At 51.2% G+C, this 20100-nt stretch carries 21 protein-coding genes, 1 pseudogene and 1 other annotated feature; of the genes and pseudogenes, 17 read left to right on the forward strand and 5 right to left on the reverse strand.

The features are described from left to right. The first annotated feature begins 70 nt into the window (after positions 1 to 70). On the forward strand, positions 71 to 1408 hold the full coding sequence (locus ACJHX4_RS09310) for an MFS transporter (protein ID WP_000253439.1): 1338 nt from the start codon (positions 71 to 73) through the stop codon (positions 1406 to 1408). Here ACJHX4_RS09310 and cbrA read toward each other — a convergent pair. Beyond that, the gene (gene cbrA / locus ACJHX4_RS09315) at positions 1369 to 2469 is read right to left on the reverse strand and encodes a colicin M resistance lipid reductase CbrA (RefSeq protein ID WP_001532050.1); all 1101 of its coding nucleotides are present in this window, start codon (positions 2467 to 2469) and stop codon (positions 1369 to 1371) included. The two genes, ACJHX4_RS09310 and cbrA, sit on opposite strands and share 40 nt — an antisense overlap. Positions 2470 to 2569: 100 nt before the next feature. Between cbrA and ACJHX4_RS09320 the strand changes: the two genes are divergently transcribed. Then, complete coding sequence (locus ACJHX4_RS09320) at positions 2570 to 3784, forward strand: DUF3748 domain-containing protein (protein WP_001532049.1); 1215 nt, start codon at positions 2570 to 2572, stop codon at positions 3782 to 3784. Between the two features lie 3 nt (positions 3785 to 3787). Here the strand turns inward: ACJHX4_RS09320 and ACJHX4_RS09325 are convergent, their stop codons facing one another. Next, a complete protein-coding gene (locus tag ACJHX4_RS09325) occupies positions 3788 to 4120 on the reverse strand; it encodes a YceK/YidQ family lipoprotein (RefSeq protein ID WP_001296573.1) in 333 nt (110 codons plus the stop codon). Positions 4121 to 4359: 239 nt separating this feature from the next. Beyond that, positions 4360 to 4432: a sequence feature (ROSE (Repression Of Heat Shock gene Expression) occurs in the 5'-region of heat shock genes and acts as an RNA thermometer to modulate expression.), on the forward strand. Here ACJHX4_RS09325 and ibpA point away from each other — a divergent pair. The 3 genes from ibpA to ACJHX4_RS09340 all read left to right on the forward strand — a co-directional run bounded on the left by ibpA (position 4426) and on the right by ACJHX4_RS09340 (position 7238). After that, positions 4426 to 4839: a small heat shock chaperone IbpA gene (gene ibpA, locus ACJHX4_RS09330; protein WP_001243437.1), complete on the forward strand. Its 414-nt coding sequence runs from the start codon at positions 4426 to 4428 to the stop codon at positions 4837 to 4839. Its footprint overlaps the feature before it by 7 nt. A gap of 111 nt (positions 4840 to 4950) precedes the next feature. After that, positions 4951 to 5379 carry a small heat shock chaperone IbpB gene (gene ibpB, locus ACJHX4_RS09335; RefSeq protein ID WP_001243431.1) on the forward strand — a complete coding sequence of 143 codons (429 nt, stop codon included), beginning with the start codon at positions 4951 to 4953 and terminating at the stop codon, positions 5377 to 5379. A 197-nt stretch (positions 5380 to 5576) separates the two neighbouring features. Next, positions 5577 to 7238: a putative transporter gene (locus tag ACJHX4_RS09340; protein ID WP_001279774.1), complete on the forward strand. Its 1662-nt coding sequence runs from the start codon at positions 5577 to 5579 to the stop codon at positions 7236 to 7238. An 89-nt stretch (positions 7239 to 7327) separates the two neighbouring features. On the opposite strand, the gene ACJHX4_RS09345 is transcribed toward ACJHX4_RS09340, so the two are convergent. After that, complete coding sequence (locus ACJHX4_RS09345) at positions 7328 to 8194, reverse strand: AraC family transcriptional regulator (protein ID WP_001296571.1); 867 nt, start codon at positions 8192 to 8194, stop codon at positions 7328 to 7330. A gap of 166 nt (positions 8195 to 8360) precedes the next feature. On the opposite strand from ACJHX4_RS09345, the gene ACJHX4_RS09350 reads away from it, so the two are divergent. The 6 genes from ACJHX4_RS09350 to ACJHX4_RS09375 are packed head-to-tail and all read left to right on the forward strand — an operon-like array spanning position 8361 to position 12820. Further along, the gene (locus ACJHX4_RS09350) at positions 8361 to 10076 is read left to right on the forward strand and encodes a solute:sodium symporter family transporter (RefSeq protein ID WP_247773274.1); all 1716 of its coding nucleotides are present in this window, start codon (positions 8361 to 8363) and stop codon (positions 10074 to 10076) included. Continuing rightward, positions 10073 to 10435 carry a sulfatase-like hydrolase/transferase gene (locus ACJHX4_RS09355; RefSeq protein WP_001296570.1) on the forward strand — a complete coding sequence of 121 codons (363 nt, stop codon included), beginning with the start codon at positions 10073 to 10075 and terminating at the stop codon, positions 10433 to 10435. The genes ACJHX4_RS09350 and ACJHX4_RS09355 overlap by 4 nt, the downstream gene beginning before the upstream one ends. Continuing rightward, positions 10341 to 11567 (forward strand): sulfatase-like hydrolase/transferase, encoded by a 1227-nt coding sequence (locus tag ACJHX4_RS09360; protein WP_228955806.1) that lies wholly within the window; start codon positions 10341 to 10343, stop codon positions 11565 to 11567. The genes ACJHX4_RS09355 and ACJHX4_RS09360 overlap by 95 nt, the downstream gene beginning before the upstream one ends. 59 nt (positions 11568 to 11626) lie before the next feature. Then, positions 11627 to 11974, forward strand: coding sequence for a YidH family protein (locus ACJHX4_RS09365; RefSeq protein ID WP_001296568.1), 348 nt, complete (start codon positions 11627 to 11629; stop codon positions 11972 to 11974). Continuing rightward, complete coding sequence (locus ACJHX4_RS09370; RefSeq protein ID WP_001113432.1) at positions 11964 to 12326, forward strand: DUF202 domain-containing protein; 363 nt, start codon at positions 11964 to 11966, stop codon at positions 12324 to 12326. The genes ACJHX4_RS09365 and ACJHX4_RS09370 overlap by 11 nt, the downstream gene beginning before the upstream one ends. Further along, a complete protein-coding gene (locus tag ACJHX4_RS09375) occupies positions 12323 to 12820 on the forward strand; it encodes a radical SAM protein (RefSeq protein WP_000148034.1) in 498 nt (165 codons plus the stop codon). The genes ACJHX4_RS09370 and ACJHX4_RS09375 overlap by 4 nt, the downstream gene beginning before the upstream one ends. 7 nt (positions 12821 to 12827) lie before the next feature. On the opposite strand, the gene emrD is transcribed toward ACJHX4_RS09375, so the two are convergent. Then, complete coding sequence (gene emrD / locus ACJHX4_RS09380; protein ID WP_001296567.1) at positions 12828 to 14012, reverse strand: multidrug efflux MFS transporter EmrD; 1185 nt, start codon at positions 14010 to 14012, stop codon at positions 12828 to 12830. Positions 14013 to 14093: 81 nt separating this feature from the next. Here emrD and ysdE point away from each other — a divergent pair, with 81 nt between their 5' ends. The 4 genes from ysdE to ilvN all read left to right on the forward strand — a co-directional run bounded on the left by ysdE (position 14094) and on the right by ilvN (position 16599). After that, positions 14094 to 14168, forward strand: coding sequence for a protein YsdE (gene ysdE, locus ACJHX4_RS09385; RefSeq protein ID WP_211180519.1), 75 nt, complete (start codon positions 14094 to 14096; stop codon positions 14166 to 14168). A gap of 244 nt (positions 14169 to 14412) precedes the next feature. After that, complete coding sequence (ivbL, locus tag ACJHX4_RS09390) at positions 14413 to 14511, forward strand: ilvB operon leader peptide IvbL (RefSeq protein ID WP_001312198.1); 99 nt, start codon at positions 14413 to 14415, stop codon at positions 14509 to 14511. Positions 14512 to 14616: 105 nt separating this feature from the next. Further along, positions 14617 to 16305 carry an acetolactate synthase large subunit gene (ilvB, locus tag ACJHX4_RS09395; protein WP_000168502.1) on the forward strand — a complete coding sequence of 563 codons (1689 nt, stop codon included), beginning with the start codon at positions 14617 to 14619 and terminating at the stop codon, positions 16303 to 16305. A gap of 3 nt (positions 16306 to 16308) precedes the next feature. Further along, positions 16309 to 16599 carry an acetolactate synthase small subunit gene (ilvN, locus tag ACJHX4_RS09400; protein WP_001181706.1) on the forward strand — a complete coding sequence of 97 codons (291 nt, stop codon included), beginning with the start codon at positions 16309 to 16311 and terminating at the stop codon, positions 16597 to 16599. A gap of 65 nt (positions 16600 to 16664) precedes the next feature. Here the strand turns inward: ilvN and ACJHX4_RS09405 are convergent. Further along, positions 16665 to 17524, reverse strand: a pseudogene (locus ACJHX4_RS09405) (DUF6708 domain-containing protein). 483 nt (positions 17525 to 18007) lie between these two features. Between ACJHX4_RS09405 and uhpA the strand changes: the two are divergent. Together uhpA and uhpB are read left to right on the forward strand one after the other, a co-directional pair. Then, entirely contained in the window at positions 18008 to 18598 is a 591-nt protein-coding gene (gene uhpA / locus ACJHX4_RS09410; RefSeq protein ID WP_000633668.1) for a transcriptional regulator UhpA, read from the forward strand. After that, complete coding sequence (gene uhpB, locus ACJHX4_RS09415; RefSeq protein ID WP_001304997.1) at positions 18598 to 20100, forward strand: signal transduction histidine-protein kinase/phosphatase UhpB; 1503 nt, start codon at positions 18598 to 18600, stop codon at positions 20098 to 20100. The genes uhpA and uhpB overlap by 1 nt, the downstream gene beginning before the upstream one ends.

Raw genomic sequence — 20100 nt, forward strand, 5'->3', positions numbered from 1 at the left:
TGCCACGTAAGCCCCTCATCGGGCACTAAAACAGCAATACAAAAATATAACCCTCTGTAAATTACAGTGCATGGTGAGCGGCTTCGCTATGCCCAAAATCAGGAGAAAGCTCGCTATGGATATTCCCGTTAATGCAGCAAAGCCGGGGCGTCGGCGTTATCTGACGCTGGTGATGATCTTTATTACGGTGGTCATTTGTTATGTTGACCGTGCTAACCTGGCCGTGGCTTCTGCCCATATTCAGGAAGAGTTTGGTATTACTAAAGCGCAAATGGGCTATGTATTTTCGGCCTTCGCCTGGCTTTATACGCTATGTCAGATCCCCGGCGGTTGGTTTTTAGATCGCGTAGGTTCACGCGTGACTTATTTTATTGCGATATTTGGCTGGTCAGTGGCGACGTTATTCCAGGGCTTTGCCACGGGCTTAATGTCATTAATTGGTCTGCGCGCGATAACCGGTATTTTCGAAGCGCCCGCGTTCCCGACCAATAACCGGATGGTAACCAGTTGGTTCCCGGAACATGAACGCGCTTCTGCCGTTGGTTTTTATACGTCTGGTCAGTTTGTCGGTCTGGCGTTTCTGACTCCGCTGCTGATCTGGATTCAGGAGATGTTGAGCTGGCACTGGGTGTTCATTGTCACCGGTGGTATCGGCATTATCTGGTCGCTGATTTGGTTTAAGGTTTATCAGCCGCCGCGTCTGACCAAAGGCATCAGCAAAGCTGAACTGGATTACATTCGTGATGGCGGCGGTCTGGTGGATGGCGATGCGCCGGTGAAAAAAGAGGCGCGTCAGCCGTTAACAGCCAAAGACTGGAAACTGGTGTTCCATCGTAAACTGATCGGTGTCTATCTTGGGCAATTTGCGGTGGCTTCTACACTGTGGTTTTTCTTAACCTGGTTCCCGAACTATTTAACCCAGGAAAAAGGAATCACGGCGCTGAAAGCAGGTTTTATGACCACGGTGCCATTCCTCGCGGCGTTTATTGGCGTCCTGCTCTCTGGCTGGGTCGCGGATCTGCTGGTACGTAAGGGCTTTTCACTGGGCTTTGCGCGTAAAACGCCGATTATCTGCGGCTTGCTGATCTCCACCTGCATTATGGGTGCGAACTACACCAACGATCCGATGATGATTATGTGCCTGATGGCGCTGGCATTCTTCGGCAACGGTTTTGCTTCGATAACCTGGTCGCTGGTCTCTTCTCTGGCACCGATGCGCCTGATTGGTTTAACCGGCGGCGTGTTTAACTTTGCCGGTGGTCTGGGCGGCATCACCGTTCCGCTGGTGGTGGGGTACCTGGCGCAGGGTTACGGTTTCGCGCCTGCACTGGTTTATATCTCCGCCGTCGCGTTGATTGGCGCGCTCTCTTACATCCTGCTGGTGGGCGATGTGAAGCGCGTTGGATAATCTTTCAACTGTGGAATATGTGCCACTCCACTGCGCATAATCCACTTTCTTAAAGCCGGTGCGGTCAGGCATCGGCTTTTTACTATCTTGCCGAAGAGTTTTAAACGCAGTTTGCGAGTGGCGCGCCAGTAAGCGGTATTGAGCTTCTCTGGCTGCTTCAGTAATACCGAACGCAGAATCTCTGCGCTATCCAGCGCATAGCTAATCCCCTCCAGCGAGCTGGCGCTGATAAATCCCGCCGCTTCGCCAATCAGAAAGGCGTTGTCCTTGCCGCAGACAAAATCCTGCCAGCGTGAGGGAAACAGCACCGTGCATTTTTCGCTTTTCACCGCCTTACCAAACTGGAACTGAAAGGCGCTCATTTTCTCTTTTAGCGTCGTGAAACGCGTCTGACCGTCTTTCATGGGATAGGCACCGCCAAAGATAAAATAACCGTCTTTGCTGATACTCCATGAGTAACAGTCAGTTATCGCATTATCAAAGATGCAGGAGTAGAACGGTACCGGATGTTTCTCTGCGAACCACTGCTGGATGGCGACATATTTACGAATCTGATGATCCGGGTAGAGATGTCGCCGCACCATCGAGTTGGCACCATCGGCACCGACCAGATAGCGGGCGGTAATATGCTGCTCCCAGCCGTCTGCGCGAAAAATGACATGCCATTTATCATCCTCACGCCAGATTTTTCGACACAGGCTGTCGTGGTAAACCTCAACGCTGGCGGGGATCAGCGATTTCATCCACAAGTCGAAAGCATGGCGATTAATATTGATATAGCTTCGCTGGTAGTTACGCGTGAGCGATGCGGCGACGTCGACGGTTTTGACGCTGAAAATCTGCGGGTTGGCGATGACATCGACAGGAAGCGTCAGTCCATCGCGAATAAAAGATCGCTGCGCGTCCGGTGCCAGAAGACCGCCACAAGGTTTGCTGAAACCTTCAGTACCACACTGGTGCTTTTTATCCAGCGCGATCACCTGCATTTTGCCTGCTAACTTTCGCGCCAACGCCGACCCTGCCGGGCCGAGGCCAATAATCGCCACGTCGAAATGTTCCATCTTTTCACTCACATTCATCACGATGGCAAAAGACTATTGTCTGAAAGTGAAGTCCTTGTGAAGTATGATGGCGGGAACCGTTTTGTATCAGGACCGCGCCATGAAACAGATAACCTTTGCTCCCCGTAATCACCTGCTCACCAATACCAATACCTGGACGCCCGACAGCCAGTGGCTGGTGTTTGACGTGCGGCCTTCTGGGGCGTCGTTTACCGGCGAGACCATTGAGCGTGTGAATATCCATACCGGCGAGGTCGAGGTTATCTATCGCGCGTCACAGGGCGCATACGTCGGCGTGGTGACCGTTCATCCGAAGTCAGAGAAGTATGTCTTCATCCACGGCCCGGAAAATCCTGATGAAACATGGTATTACGACTTTCATCATCGGCGCGGAGTGATTGTTGAAAGCGGCAAGGTGAGCAATCTCGATGCAATGGATATTACCGCGCCATATACGCCAGGAGCGCTGCGCGGCGGCAGTCATGTACATGTCTTTAGCCCAAACGGTGAAAGGGTGAGCTTTACCTACAACGACCATGTAATGCATGAACTCGATCCGGCGCTGGATTTGCGAAATGTCGGTGTTGCTGCACCGTTTGGCCCGGTCAACGTACAAAAGCAGCATCCGCGTGAATACAGCGGTAGCCACTGGTGCGTGCTGGTAAGTAAAACCACGCCCACGCCACAGCCTGGCAGTGATGAAATCAATCGTGCTTATGAAGAAGGATGGGTAGGAAATCACGCGCTGGCGTTTATTGGCGACACACTTTCGCCAAAGGGCGAGAAAGTGCCGGAGCTGTTTATTGTCGAGTTGCCGCAAGATGAAGCTGGCTGGAAAGTGGCAGGTGATGCGCCGTTAAGTGGAACGGAAACAACCCTGCCCGCGCCACCGCGTGGTGTCGTGCAGCGACGTTTAACCTTTACGCACCATCGGGCTTCTCCGGGATTAGTCAACGTCCCGCGCCACTGGGTGCGCTGTAATCCGCAGGGTACGCAAATCGCGTTTTTAATGCGTGATGATAACGGCATTGTGCAACTGTGGCTTATCTCGCCACAGGGCGGTGAACCACGCCAGTTAACCCATAATAAAACGGATATTCAGTCTGCATTTAACTGGCATCCATCAGGCGAATGGCTGGGATTTGTGCTGGATAATCGGATTGCTTGTGCCCATGCGCAAAGCGGCGAGGTTGAGTATTTAACCGAAAACCACGCCAATCCACCTTCTGCGGACGCCGTGGTTTTCTCGCCGGATGGTCAATGGTTGGCGTGGATGGAGGACGGTCAGTTGTGGATCACCGAAACTGACCGCTAGCTCTCAGTTTGCAGGCATTTTGGCGGGGGGAATGACGTTATTGGTTTCTTGCGCGTCGGCTTCGCTTTTTTCAACGCGCGAGCGCACTGAGCTGTCTTTGCGGAACACATCCCACGGTAGCAATATTGTGTCCAGTACTGCGGTAAATGGCATGTCGAGTATCGCCAGCGATTTTGTGCCCCAGTTGGTTTCATCGTCGCCAATCATGGTTGCGCTGGCGCGGGTGCCAGGATACGTTCCTTCTTTCCCCCCGGTATGGGACATCACGCTGGAGCATCCTCCGAGTAATGTCATTCCGCTGCATATCATGAACGCTAACAACACATTTTTTATCATAATAAATTCATCTGTTGATCGTGGGTGTTGGCCTGATGAGTTATAGCGATCCCTTGCTGAAAATAACATCATCATTACGTCGCACTGTGGCGGCTATCGCACTTTAACGTTTCGTGCTGCCCCCTCAGTCTATGCAATAGACCATAAACTGCAAAAAAAAGTCCGCTGATAAGGCTTGAAAAGTTCATTTCCAGACCCATTTTTACATCGTAGCCGATGAGGACGCGCCTGATGGGTGTTCTGGCTACCTGACCTGTCCATTGTGGAAGGTCTTAGATTCTCGCTGATTTCAGGAGCTATTGATTATGCGTAACTTTGATTTATCCCCGCTTTACCGTTCTGCTATTGGATTTGACCGTTTGTTTAACCACTTAGAAAACAACCAGAGCCAGAGTAATGGCGGCTACCCTCCGTATAACGTTGAACTGGTAGACGAAAACCATTACCGCATTGCTATCGCTGTGGCTGGTTTTGCTGAGAGCGAACTGGAAATTACCGCCCAGGATAATCTGCTGGTGGTGAAAGGTGCTCACGCCGACGAACAAAAAGAGCGCACCTATCTGTACCAGGGCATCGCTGAACGCAACTTTGAACGTAAATTCCAGTTAGCTGAGAACATTCATGTTCGTGGTGCTAACCTGGTGAATGGTCTGCTGTATATCGATCTCGAACGCGTGATTCCGGAAGCGAAAAAACCGCGCCGTATCGAAATCAACTAATTCCCTAAGGCCGCCTGGCGCGGCCTGACATCTCCATGCTCGCCGTCAGGGAGCATATGCGAATCTTCGGATTTGCAGGTACTTACTCGCTTCTTAGAAGGAGAAATGACTATGCGTAACTTCGATTTATCCCCACTGATGCGTCAATGGATCGGTTTTGACAAACTGGCCAACGCACTGCAAAACGCCGGTGAAAGCCAGAGCTTCCCGCCGTACAACATTGAGAAAAGCGACGATAACCACTACCGCATTACCCTCGCGCTGGCAGGTTTTCGTCAGGAAGATTTAGAGATTCAACTGGAAGGTACGCGCCTGAGCGTAAAAGGCACACCGGAGCAGCCAAAAGAAGAGAAAAAATGGCTGCATCAAGGGCTTATGAATCAGCCTTTTAGCCTGAGCTTTACGCTGGCTGAAAATATGGAAGTCTCTGGCGCAACCTTCGTAAACGGTTTACTGCATATTGATTTAATTCGTAATGAGCCTGAACCCATCGCAGCGCAGCGTATCGCTATCAGCGAACGTCCCGCGTTAAATAGCTAACTAGCTATTCTCTTTGCCCCGCCATTCTGGTGGGGCTTTTTTTTTGTCTTTTTTCTTCAACAATGCGTTAAATTTCGCCTGTTTAAGATATTTCGGCACGTTCTTTCCCGTGATAATGTGCGCTATAAGGCAAATCTGCTTCACCGATTCAGCCATAATCCGTAGCAATTAAAATGTTATTTCAAGAGAAATGGACGATGAGTGATATAGCATTAACGGTCAGTATTCTGGCTTTGGTGGCGGTCGTCGGGTTGTTTATCGGCAACGTCAAGTTTCGCGGTGTTGGATTGGGCATTGGCGGCGTGCTGTTCGGCGGGATCATCGTCGGCCATTTTGTTTCTCAGGCGGGGATGACATTAAGTAGCGATATGCTGCATGTTATTCAGGAATTTGGCCTGATCCTGTTCGTTTATACCATCGGGATTCAGGTAGGGCCGGGCTTCTTTGCCTCATTGCGCGTCTCCGGATTACGCCTCAACCTGTTTGCTGTTCTGATCGTCATCATCGGTGGTCTGGTTACCGCCATCCTGCATAAACTGTTTGATATTCCACTGCCGGTCGTGCTGGGGATTTTTTCCGGCGCGGTCACCAATACGCCAGCGCTGGGGGCAGGGCAGCAGATCTTGCGCGACCTGGGGACACCGATGGCGATGGTCGATCAAATGGGGATGAGCTATGCGATGGCGTATCCATTTGGGATTTGCGGCATTTTGTTCACTATGTGGATGCTGCGGGTTATTTTCCGCGTCAATGTTGAGACTGAGGCCCAGCAGCACGAGTCCACGCGAACCAACGGCGGTGCGCTAATCAGGACGATTAACATCCGAGTTGAGAATCCTAATTTGCATAATTTAGCCATTAAAGATGTGCCGATTCTCAATGGCGATAAAGTTATTTGCTCACGATTGAAACGAGAAGAAACCCTAAAAGTGCCTTCGCCAGAAACCGTTATTCAACTGGGCGATTTGCTGCATCTGGTGGGGCAGCCTGCGGATTTACATAATGCGCAACTGGTGATTGGTCAGGAGGTCGATACCTCGCTGTCTACGAAAGGCACTGATTTGCGCGTCGAGCGTGTGGTGGTCACCAATGAAAACGTGCTCGGTAAACGTATTCGCGACCTGCACTTTAAAGAACGCTATGACGTTGTTATCTCGCGCCTGAACCGTGCTGGTGTTGAATTAGTTGCAAGTAGCGATATCAGCCTGCAGTTCGGCGATATCCTCAACCTGGTGGGGCGTCCGTCCGCAATTGATGCCGTTGCCAATGTGCTGGGGAATGCGCAGCAAAAACTGCAACAGGTTCAGATGCTGCCAGTGTTTATTGGTATCGGGCTTGGCGTATTGTTAGGTTCTATTCCCGTCTTTGTGCCGGGATTTCCGGCCGCGTTGAAACTGGGGCTGGCGGGCGGTCCGCTGATTATGGCGTTGATTCTCGGGCGTATCGGCAGTATCGGCAAGCTGTACTGGTTTATGCCGCCAAGCGCCAACCTCGCGCTGCGGGAGCTGGGGATCGTACTGTTCCTCTCGGTCGTTGGCCTGAAATCCGGCGGCGATTTTATCCATACACTGGTGGATGGCGAAGGGCTAAGCTGGATTGGTTATGGTGCCCTGATCACCGCCGTTCCGCTGATTACTGTTGGTATTCTGGCGCGGATGTTAGCCAAAATGAATTACCTGACCATGTGCGGGATGCTGGCAGGTTCCATGACCGATCCTCCGGCGCTGGCGTTTGCTAATAATCTTCATCCAACCAGCGGTGCAGCGGCGCTCTCTTACGCCACTGTCTATCCGTTAGTGATGTTCCTGCGCATTATCACACCCCAATTACTGGCGGTGCTCTTCTGGAGTATCGGTTAACTCTTTTCCCGGTGGAGTCGCCGTAAATGGTACTCCGCCTGGTATTTCTGAACATCATCGAGTCATTTACACACTCGCCATTCTGGTTATTACCTGTCCGTATTCTTCAGCACAGCTGACGGCGCATAACCAAATTTATGCTTAAAGGCTTTGCTGAAATGAAAGGAGTCGAAGAAGTTGAGCGTATCAGCGACTTCGCCAACCGAGTTCCCTTGTTGCTTTAATAGCGATAGCGCCAGATCCAGACGCGCATCGAGGTAATATTCTTTCGGCGTCTTGCCGGTATAGCGTAAAAACAGACGACGCAACCAGGCCTCGCTACAGGGGATCGTGGCAGCCATATCAGCTACGCTCCAGCGTTGTTGTAGACTGGCATGTAAAGTGGCAATTAATTTTTCAATTTGCCGCCGTTGTGGATCTTTTTTACCGACTGCGTGCATAAGACAAATCCACTGATAAATAATTTTCGTCAGAAAAGCGACTGCCAGATTATTTTTTATTGCTTCTGGTGAAGTAATTAACTCAGCAACTTCGGTAAGTTCCTGATTATAAACTTCGCCATTATAAATAACGCTTTGCTGACCGACGGGAATATCCATCATACTGGTGGGGGTAAATTCCATCCAGTACTGTTCCCAGACCAAACCTTCACAGTGATAAGAGTGAATATCCATTGGCTTTAAAAATATAATACAGTTGCCATGCAGAGTTATTTGTTCGTCATTCTTTAAAAGAATTTTCCCACATCCTTGTACGGTATACACCGCAACCCATGAGTTGGCGATAAGCGGTTTCTTCTTGTCCCGCGGCCAGATCACCCGATAATGCTCGTCGGCGTAGGTATGCCAGAGCGATATCAGAGAAATTCCGCTGGAGATCACATTTTCGTTAATCAATAAGGGAATATTGTACGGAGTTTCGTTTTTTACATCCGAACTTTGCAATTTTCCATTCATTTTAATATCCCTCCGGCGAATTATGCTCACAACCTGAACTTAACAGAAAACAATCCGTTCAGGGATACGACGTTTGTATTTTAAGAATCTGACTGCCTGACCCGACGCATTTTACCTCTCCCTATATTCATGCGTCCGGGACATAAACATAAATAAGGGCTATGAGATGAATTCGTTACAAATCTTGAGTTTTGTCGGTTTTACGCTGCTGGTGGCGGTCATCACCTGGTGGAAGGTCCGTAAAACAGATACCGGATCGCAACAAGGCTATTTTCTTGCCGGACGTTCACTAAAAGCGCCGGTTATTGCCGCTTCGTTAATGCTAACCAACCTTTCCACGGAACAACTGGTCGGCCTTTCCGGGCAGGCCTACAAAAGCGGCATGTCGGTGATGGGCTGGGAAGTCACCTCTGCAGTGACGCTGATCTTCCTCGCGCTAATCTTTTTACCGCGCTATCTGAAGCGCGGCATTGCCACCATCCCCGATTTTCTGGAGGAACGTTATGATAAAACGACGCGTATTATCATCGACTTCTGCTTCCTCATTGCCACCGGCGTCTGCTTTCTGCCGATTGTTCTCTATTCCGGCGCGTTGGCGCTCAACAGCCTGTTTCATGTGGGTGAGTCGCTACAACTTTCCGATGGTGCGGCTATCTGGTTACTGGTTATTTTGCTTGGTCTGGCGGGAATTTTGTATGCGGTGATCGGCGGACTGCGCGCAATGGCAGTGGCGGACTCCATCAATGGTATTGGGCTGGTTATTGGCGGGTTGATGGTGCCGGTATTTGGCCTGATCGCGATGGGCAAGGGCAGCTTTATGCAGGGCATTGAGCAACTTACCACCGTTCACGCCGAGAAATTAAACTCAGTCGGTGGCCCGACCGATCCCTTGCCGATTGGCGCGGCATTTACCGGTTTGATTCTGGTTAACACCTTTTACTGGTGTACCAATCAGGGCATCGTGCAACGCACGCTGGCGTCAAAAAGCCTGGCGGAAGGGCAAAAGGGGGCACTGTTAACGGCGGTGCTGAAAATGCTCGACCCGCTGGTACTGGTGCTGCTGGGGTTGATTGCGTTTCATCTGTATCAGGATTTACCGAAAGCCGACATGGCCTACCCGACGCTGGTCAATAACGTTCTGCCGGTGCCACTGGTGGGCTTCTTCGGTGCGGTGTTATTTGGTGCGGTGATCAGTACCTTCAACGGCTTTCTGAATAGCGCCAGTACGTTATTCAGTATGGGTATTTACCGGCGTATCATTAACCAGAATGCCGAGCCGCAACAGCTGGTCACCGTCGGGCGCAAATTTGGTTTCTTTATCGCCATCGTTTCGGTGATGGTCGCGCCGTGGATCGCCAACGCGCCGCAGGGGCTGTATAGCTGGATGAAACAGCTCAACGGTATTTACAACGTGCCGCTGGTTACCATCATCATTATGGGCTTTTTCTTCCCGCGCATTCCGGCGCTGGCGGCAAAAGTGGCGATGGGGATTGGCATAATCAGCTACATCACCATCAACTATCTGGTGAAGTTCGACTTCCATTTCCTCTATGTGCTGGCCTGTACGTTCTGCATCAACGTGGTCGTGATGCTGGTGATCGGTTTTATCAAACCGCGCGCCACGCCGTTCACCTTCAAAGATGCGTTTGCGGTGGACATGAAACCGTGGAAAAACGTCAAGACTGCGTCAATTGGTATCCTGTTCGCGATGATTGGCGTCTATGCCGGGCTGGCTGAATTCGGCGGCTACGGTACGCGCTGGTTAGCGATGATCAGTTATTTCATTGCCGCCGTAGTGATTGTCTACCTGATTTTTGACAGCTGGCGGCATCGTCACGACCCAGCCGTAACCTTTACTCCCGATGCAAAGGATAGCCTATGAAACGCCCCAATTTTCTGTTCATCATGACCGATACCCAGGCCACCAATATGGTCGGTTGCTATAGCGGTAAGCCGCTGAATACGCAAAATATTGATAGTCTGGCGGCGGAAGGTATTCGCTTTAACTCCGCCTACACCTGTTCACCGGTTTGTACGCCTGCACGCGCCGGACTATTCACCGGTATCTACGCTAACCAGTCCGGCCCGTGGACCAACAACGTCGCGCCAGGCAAAAACATCTCCACTATGGGGCGCTACTTTAAGGATGCCGGCTATCACACCTGTTACATCGGCAAATGGCATCTCGACGGTCATGACTATTTCGGCACCTGGCGAGTGTCCGCCGGAGTGGGACGCTGATTACTGGTTCGATGGGGCGAACTATCTTAGTGAACTGACGGAAAAAGAGATTAGCCTGTGGCGCAATGGCCTAAACAGCGTCGAAGATTTACAGGCGAACCATATTGACGAAACCTTCACCTGGGCGCACCGCATCAGCAATCGGGCGGTGGATTTTCTGCAACAGCCCGCGCGCGCCGACGAACCTTTCCTGATGGTGATTTCGTATGATGAGCCGCATCACCCGTTCACCTGTCCGGTGGAGTATTTAGAGAAATACACTGATTTTTACTACGAACTGGGTGAGAAAGCAGAGGATGACCTGGCGAACAAACCGGAACATCACCGCTTATGGGCGCAGGCGATGCCATCGCCAGTCGGTGATGACGGGCTTTATCACCATCCGCTCTATTTTGCCTGCAATGACTTTGTTGATGACCAAATCGGACGGGTCATCAACGCCTTAACGCCAGAGCAACGTGAAAATACGTGGGTTATTTATACCTCCGATCACGGCGAAATGATGGGCGCACATAAGCTGATCAGTAAAGGAGCGGCGATGTATGACGACATCACCCGCATTCCGCTGATCATCCGTTCGCCGCAAGGGGAGCGGCGACAGGTCGATACGCCAGTCAGTCATATTGACTTACTGCCGACAATGATGGCGCTGGCAGATATTGAAAAACCAGAGATTCTGCCGGGGGAAAATATCCTTGCCGTAAAAGAACCACGTGGCGTGTTGGTGGAATTTAATCGCTACGAGATTGAGCATGACAGCTTTGGCGGTTTTATTCCGGTGCGTTGCTGGGTAACGGATGACTTTAAACTGGTGCTCAACCTCTTCACCAGTGATGAACTTTACGATCGCCGTAATGACCCAAATGAAATGCATAACCTGATCGATGATATCCATTTTGCCGACGTTCGCAGCAAAATGCATGACGCCTTATTGGATTACATGGACAAAATTCGCGATCCGTTCCGCAGTTATCAATGGAACCTGCGTCCGTGGCGCAAAGATGCACAACCGCGCTGGATGGGGGCGTTTCGTCCACGCCCACAGGATGGTTATTCTCCAGTGGTACGCGACTATGACACCGGTTTACCGACACAAGGGGTGAAGGTGGAAGAGAAAAAACAGAAGTTCTGATGCATTATTGCTGTTCCTGGCCTAATTTTTCGGCGAGGAACAGTTTACAAGGAGCAACAATGAAAATTTCCCGCCTCGGAGAAGCGCCCGATTACCGCTTCTCGCTGGCTAATGAGCGTACTTTTCTGGCGTGGATCCGTACTGCACTAGGATTTCTGGCGGCGGGGGTTGGGCTTGATCAACTTGCGCCAGATTTCGCCACGCCCGTCATCCGCGAACTGCTGGCGTTGTTGTTGTGTCTGTTTTCCGGCGGGTTAGCGATGTATGGCTACTTGCGCTGGTTACGCAATGAAAAAGCGATGCGCCTGAAAGAGGACCTGCCCTATACCAACAGCTTATTCATCATCAGCTTAATATTGATGGTCGTGGCAGTGATCGTCATGGGACTGGTGTTGTATGCCGGATAGCCGCAAAGCCAGACGCATTGCCGACCCAGGGCTGCAGCCGGAACGCACATCACTGGCGTGGTTTCGTACCATGCTGGGCTACGGCGCGTTGATGGCGTTGGCTATCAAACACAACTGGCACCAGGCGGGCATGTTATTCTGGATTTCGATTGGCATCCTCGCCATTGTGGCGCTGATCCTCTGGCACTACACCCGTAATCGCAATTTAATGGATGTCACGAATAGCGATTTTTCCCAATTTCACGTAGTCCGTGACAAATTTTTGATCTCCCTCGCGGTGTTATCTCTCGCAATACTGTTTGCTGTAACGCATATACATCAACTTATCGTATTTATTGAGAGAGTCGCATGACAGGAAGTCAGGTCATTGATGCTGAAGAGGACAGGCATAAACTGGTTGTAGAGTATAAGGATGCTCTGCAACCTGCCGATTTTTATCACAATTTCAAACAGCTGGGCATCCGCTCAGTACAGCTTATTCCCCATCTTGAATTTGATGACCGGGGCGATCTGACGGCCGCTTCGGTGACAGCAGAGCTGTGGGGGAAATTTTTAATTGCCCTGTTCGAGTGTTGGGTGCGGGCAGATATCAGTCGTATTTCGATTGAACTTTTTGACACCACCTTACAAAAATGGTGTGGCAGCGAAAAGTCGCAACCGCGCCGTGACTGCCAGGCGTGCGACTGGCATCGCCTGTGCCCGCACGCTCGGGAAGATAAACCAGACAACGTGCTTTGTGCGGGCTATCAGGCGTTTTATTCTTACTCCGCGCCGCATATGCGGGTGATGCGTGATCTGATAAAGCAGCATCGTTCTCCCATGGAGCTGATGACGATGCTGCGGTGACGTGAGCTTAAACAGGCTGCCCCTGATGCGACATCCGCGTCGCCAGCGGTAGCCAGCACAGCACGATCAACAATCCCATTAAGGTCATCAACAATCCCAGGCTGCCCTGACCGGTTTGCGGCAACATCGCAGAGAGCGACGCCAGCACGCCGGAACCAATGTTTTGCAGACCGCCGACCAGCGCGCCAGCGGTGCCCGCCAGGAAGGGGAACGGCTCCATCGCGCCGCTGGTAGCCAGTGGAAACAGCATCCCGGCACCGAAAAAGAACAGCGCGGCGGGAATGAGCAGCGTCCAGACATTCATCACGCCAAACCAGTCGGGGATCCACATCAGCAAGCCAGCCAGCAGGCAACAGATAACCGACTGCCACATCAACGTTGAGAAGCGTTTATTGGGACGTCCGGCAAACCATGCGCCAAAAAATGCCGCCGGAATCGGCAGAATAAACAAAATACTGACCGTCATACTGCTCAGCCCTAACACCGCGCCCATCAGCACGCCGGAGCAGGCTTCAAAGGCGGCAATTCCGGCCAGACCGCCAATCAGCATCAGCAAATAGCAGTTAAAACCGCTGTTACCGAAAAGCGTTTTATAACTGGTAAGCAGGCGCGTGCGCGGTGCGTCGACCGGACGCGTTTCCGGCATCCAGCGGGCCATACTGAAAGTCACACCGGCACAAAGAACCAACAAAAAGAGATAACAGGCGCGCCAGTTCCACATCGTATCCAGCAGACCACCGATTAGCGGTGCGAGCAGCGGACTGACAAGAATCCCCATGTTTAACAGGCTGTTAGCGTGGCGCAACTGTGTCCGTTCATATAAATCGCGCGGCAAAGTACGCGCCATTACGCCGCCAACGCCGGTGCCCATCCCCTGCATCGCGCTGGCGGCAATCAATACCATCAAACTGGAGGTCGAGACCGCGACCAGCGTTGCCAGCATAAAAATGGACATTCCGACGAGGATCACCGGTCGGCGACCCACGCGGTCGGAAATCGGGCCATAAAACAGCTGTGAGACACCGTAAGTCAGCAGATAAGCGCCCATTACGCTCTGCACCGCCCCTTCACGGACATTGAGATCGCGCGCCATATCGGCAATAGCTGGAATATAAATGGTTTGCGCCATCTGACCGACGGCCACGAGTAATACCAACATCAATAACAAATTGACGTTTCTATGCCTTTTCATTATCACGGATGCTTTTATAAAAATAATTAGAATAAGTCACTACGCATTCCCATAAATGCGGGAGAGGAATCTATCACATTGATGAATGTTAGCCAGATATACGCCAGGAATGGGGAATTGTTTAGCGGCAGAATATGTAAACAAAAGCGGCAATAAATGTTGCCGGAAACAGTGGTGGTGCGGTTGGTAGAGTAAGGTGTTTACGCTGTATTCGACATGAATAAGGCGCACTCTGTCAACAACCTGACCGTCTTTCAGGTGATGATGCTTTATTGCCTGAGTTTCAGTTCAAAATGTGATCTGCCACGTATTTTTATCCGGAAGAAAAATTTTCCATTGTCTCCCCTGTAAAGCTGTGCTTGTATAAATATTGTTAAACACAAAACCAACAAGGTCCCTAATGACTACTTCCATGTTCAACGCAAAACTACTACCAACTGCGCCATCCGCCGCAGTGGTCGTCGTGCGTGTGGTGGTGGTCGTCGGCAATGCGCCGTAGGGACTGGAACAACACACGATTCCAAAACCCCGCCGGCGCAAACCGGGCGGGGTTTTTCGTTTAAGCACCTCCCGGAAAGTCGGCCCAGAAGAAAAGGACTGGAGCATGGCAAGTTCGGGCACAACATCGACGCGTAAGCGCTTTACCGGCGCAGAATTTATCGTTCATTTCCTGGAACAGCAGGGCATTAAGATTGTGACGGGTATTCCGGGCGGTTCTATCCTGCCTGTTTACGATGCCTTAAGCCAAAGCACGCAAATCCGCCATATTCTGGCTCGCCACGAACAAGGGGCGGGGTTTATCGCCCAGGGAATGGCGCGCACCGACGGTAAACCGGCGGTCTGTATGGCCTGTAGCGGACCGGGTGCGACTAACCTGGTGACCGCCATTGCCGATGCGAGGCTGGACTCCATCCCGCTGATTTGCATCACTGGTCAGGTTTCCGCCTCGATGATCGGCACCGACGCCTTCCAGGAAGTCGACACCTACGGCATCTCTATCCCCATCACCAAACACAACTATCTGGTCAGACATATCGAAGAACTCCCGCAGGTCATGAGCGATGCCTTCAGCATTGCGCAATCAGGCCGCCCTGGCCCGGTGTGGATAGACATTCCTAAGGATGTGCAAACGGCAGTTTTTGAGATTGAAACACAGCCCGCTATGGCAGAAAAAGCCGCCGCACCCGCCTTTAGCGAAGAAAGTATTCGTGACGCGGCGGCGATGATTAACGCCGCCAAACACCCGGTGCTTTATCTGGGTGGTGGTGTGATCAACGCGCCTGCGCGAGTGCGTGAACTGGCGGAGAAAGCGCAACTGCCTACCACCATGACTTTAATGGCGCTGGGTATGTTGCCAAAAGCGCATCCGCTGTCGCTGGGTATGCTGGGGATGCACGGTGTGCGCAGCACCAACTATATTTTGCAGGAGGCGGATCTGCTGATTGTACTCGGTGCGCGTTTTGATGACCGGGCGATTGGCAAAACAGAGCAGTTCTGTCCGAATGCCAAAATTATTCATGTCGATATCGACCGCGCAGAGCTGGGCAAAATCAAGCAACCGCATGTGGCAATTCAGGCGGATGTTGATGACGTGCTGGCGCAGTTGATCCCGCTGGTGGAAGCGCAACCGCGTGCAGAGTGGCACCAGTTGGTGGCGGATTTGCAGCGTGAATTCCCGTGTCCAATCCCGAAAGCGTGCGATCCATTAAGCCATTACGGCCTGATCAACGCCGTTGCCGCCTGTGTCGATGACAATGCGATTATCACTACCGACGTGGGTCAGCATCAGATGTGGACCGCGCAAGCCTATCCGCTCAATCGCCCACGCCAGTGGCTGACCTCCGGCGGGCTGGGCACGATGGGTTTTGGCCTGCCTGCGGCGATTGGCGCGGCGCTGGCGAACCCGGACCGCAAAGTGTTGTGCTTCTCCGGCGACGGCAGCCTGATGATGAATATTCAGGAGATGGCGACCGCCAGTGAAAATCAGCTGGATGTTAAAATCATTTTGATGAACAACGAAGCGCTGGGGCTGGTGCATCAGCAACAGAGTCTGTTCTACAAGCAGGGCGTTTTTGCCGCTACCTATCCGGGCAAAATCAACTTTATGCAGATTGCCGCCGGATTCGGCCTCGAAACCTGTGATTTGAATAACGAAGCCGATCCGCAGGCTGCATTGCAGGAAATCATCAATCGCCCTGGCCCGGCGCTGATCCATGTGCGCATTGATGCCGAAGAAAAAGTGTACCCGATGGTGCCGCCAGGTGCGGCGAATACTGAAATGGTGGGGGAATAAGCCATGCAAAACACAACTCATGATAACGTGATTCTGGAGCTCACCGTTCGCAATCATCCGGGTGTAATGACCCACGTTTGTGGCCTTTTTGCCCGCCGCGCTTTTAACGTTGAAGGCATTCTCTGCCTGCCGATTCAGGACAGCGACAAAAGCCACATCTGGCTACTGGTCAATGACGACCAGCGTCTGGAGCAGATGATAAGCCAAATCGACAAGCTGGAAGATGTGGTGAAAGTGCAGCGTAATCAGTCCGACCCGACGATGTTTAACAAGATTGCGGTGTTTTTTCAGTAAGTGATTTTCTCGCCTGGATGGGATATTTACATCCGGGCGAGCTTATATTCTGCAACTCAAATTATTCAGAGTATATATTCGTCCATTGAAGACAACATTGATTTCTTATTCATATCATCAGGCCAATTCACTTCACGGCCCCAAATACCTGGAGCAGTGTTGATAGATTTCTCTAAAAACTCATCGTCAAAATTCATAAAGCTATTAATCCATAACCATAATTTGTTATTTGTCATATGCAATGCATTTGTAGCACTCTCTGTCGTTATCAGGTTAAAGGTGTCAATAATATTTGTACTGTCTAATGATTCATAAACAATACAGCGAATGGTGGCGTATGTGGAATGGTGATTTTGCGCAAAAAAAGCTATACCTTGAATTTGTTCCCAGTCGTACTCTTTATATTCAGGCTTAGTATGTTTGTAGAATGGGTAGTGCTACCAGAAGGTATAGGTCGATTTATGACTCATATCATTAAGAATATAATTACAAATATAGACCTTTCCTGTTTTTCTATTAAAACGAATTGGGTAATGTCGCGGGGCAAAGATAAAATAATTTAGGATAGCAGCAAAAACAAAAGACATGAAAAAAATTGCGCAGTAAGCAATATGTAGCAGTAACTCAGAGTCTGCGCGGTATCTCCACGTATCTAAGTATCGTTCGAAGTTAAATATAATGTCATATATAAAGAATAAAACAGAGCCAAAACATAAAATAACGATAGGTAAAAAAGAACGATGCTCAGAATGTTCATGCCATAAAATGACGTGTAGTTTCGTGTTATCTCACAGTAGTTGTCATTAATATATGTTAATTTATCACTGTTTGATAACTTCTCACTATTGCTTTGTGTTCTTTTGTTTATTTCATTAATGAGTCGTGGAACAAGAGTTTGTTTTATTAAGTGAGGGTGAGTGTGCATATCTGCTCCTTTTTTACAGACAATATCACGCAGGGATTTTTTTGTACATTAATCGGTGGGTTTTATTATTAAAATGTAATAATGAAGCAGGCATGCTTGTCATACTTCAAGTTGCATGTGCTGTGTCTGCGAAATATTCGACCTTTCAGGATTAGTGCAAGCGTTGTTCAAAACGTCACTGCGTTTTTTCCTGCAGCGCGAATTATTTCGAGTATGGTTTTTATACTGAACTAATAATTTATAATTATACAAACAATCAAACTATAAATATAGAATATACATTTTACTTATTCAAAATGGATACTAACAAGGTATTAATGCCGCCAGCATTTTTAATGGTTAGTCGATATACAAGTCCTTGAAGGCATCACTTCTTTCCACAAGCAACAAGAGCGCAGCTTTTGGCAGTAACCGCTCAAGGCTTGAACAACATCGCGCTTATCGTTAAGGTAAGCGCGTTTTATTACCCGCCAGGACAAGACCATGATCACCGTTGCCCTTATAGACGATCACCTTATCGTCCGCTCCGGCTTTGCGCAGCTGCTGGGGCTGGAACCTGATTTGCAGGTAGTTGCCGAGTTTGGTTCGGGGCGCGAGGCGCTGGCGGGGCTGCCGGGGCGCGGTGTGCAGGTGTGTATTTGCGATATCTCCATGCCTGATATCTCCGGTCTGGAGCTTCTAAGCCAGCTGCCGAAAGGCATGGCGACAATTATGCTCTCCGTTCACGACAGTCCGGCGCTGGTTGAGCAGGCGCTTAACGCGGGGGCGCGCGGCTTTCTCTCCAAACGCTGTAGCCCGGATGAACTCATTGCTGCGGTGCATACGGTTGCCACTGGCGGCTGTTATCTGACGCCGGATATTGCCATTAAACTGGCATCTGGTCGCCAGGACCCGCTAACCAAACGCGAACGCCAGGTGGCAGAAAAACTGGCGCAAGGAATGGCGGTGAAAGAGATTGCCGCCGAACTGGGCTTGTCGCCGAAAACAGTACACGTCCATCGCGCCAATCTGATGGAAAAACTGGGCGTCAGTAACGACGTTGAACTGGCGCGCCGCATGTTTGATGGCTGGTGATGAAGACGTTGTTCTCCCGTTTAATTACCGTTATTGCCTGCTTTTTTATCTTCTCTGCCGCATGGTTTTGCCTGTGGAGTATCAGCCTGCACCTGGTTGAGCGCCCTGATATGGCGGTGCTGTTATTTCCGTTTGGCCTGCGGCTAGGGCTAATGCTGCAATGCCCGCGCGGATACTGGCCGGTGCTACTGGGTGCGGAGTGGCTGCTGATTTACTGGCTAATGCAGGCGGTCGGTTTAACCCATTTCTCCTTATTGATGATCGGTAGTTTACTGACGTTATTGCCCGTGGCGCTGATCTCGCGCTATCGCCATCAACGTGACTGGCGCACCTTGCTGTTACAGGGTGCGGCGTTAACGGCGGCGGCGTTGTTGCAGTCGTTGCCCTGGCTTTGGCACGGCAAAGAGTCGTGGAATGCGCTGCTGCTGACTTTAACTGGCGGCCTGACGCTGGCCCCGATATGTCTGGTGTTCTGGCACTATCTCGCCAATAACACCTGGCTGCCGCTCGGCCCGTCACTGGTTTCTCAGCCAATCAACTGGCGCGGGCGACATCTGGTCTGGTACTTGCTGCTGTTTGTTATCAGTCTCTGGCTCCAGTTGGGATTGCCAGACGAACTGTCGCGCTTTACGCCATTCTGTCTGGCGCTGCCGATTATCGCGCTGGCCTGGCACTATGGTTGGCAAGGAGCGCTGATTGCGACATTGATGAACGCCATCGCGCTGATCGCCAGTCAAACCTGGCGCGATCATCCGGTGGATTTATTGCTCTCGCTGCTGGTGCAAAGTCTGACAGGGTTGTTACTGGGCGCTGGCATCCAGCGGTTGCGTGAACTTAACCAGTCGCTGCAAAAGGAACTGGCGCGCAATCAGCATCTCGCTGAACGGTTGCTGGAAACCGAAGAGAGCGTGCGCCGCGATGTGGCGCGAGAGCTGCACGATGATATCGGTCAGACCATCACTGCTATTCGTACTCAGGCTGGCATTGTCCAGCGGCTCGCGGCGGATAACGCCAGCGTGAAACAGAGCGGGCAGCTCATCGAACAGTTGTCGTTGGGCGTTTACGACGCGGTGCGCCGCTTGTTAGGGCGGTTACGTCCGCGCCAGCTGGATGATCTCACCCTGGAGCAGGCCATCCGCTCACTGATGCGGGAAATGGAGCTGGAAGGGCGCGGCATTGTCAGTCATCTCGAATGGCGAATCGATGAATCAGCGTTAAGCGAAAACCAGCGCGTGACGCTATTTCGCGTCTGCCAGGAAGGGTTGAACAACATTGTGAAACATGCCGATGCCAGCGCGGTCACGCTGCAAGGCTGGCAGCATGATGAGCGGTTAATGCTGGTGATTGAAGACGATGGCAGCGGTTTACCGCCAGATTCCGGGCAACACGGTTTTGGCCTTACCGGAATGCGCGAGCGCGTAACGGCGCTGGGTGGCACATTGACCATCTCCTGCCTGCACGGCACGCGTGTCAGCGTTTCTCTACCTCAACGTTATGTCTAA

This window comes from Escherichia sp. WS2035, from assembly GCF_046487065.1.
GTDB lineage: Bacteria > Pseudomonadota > Gammaproteobacteria > Enterobacterales > Enterobacteriaceae > Escherichia > Escherichia coli.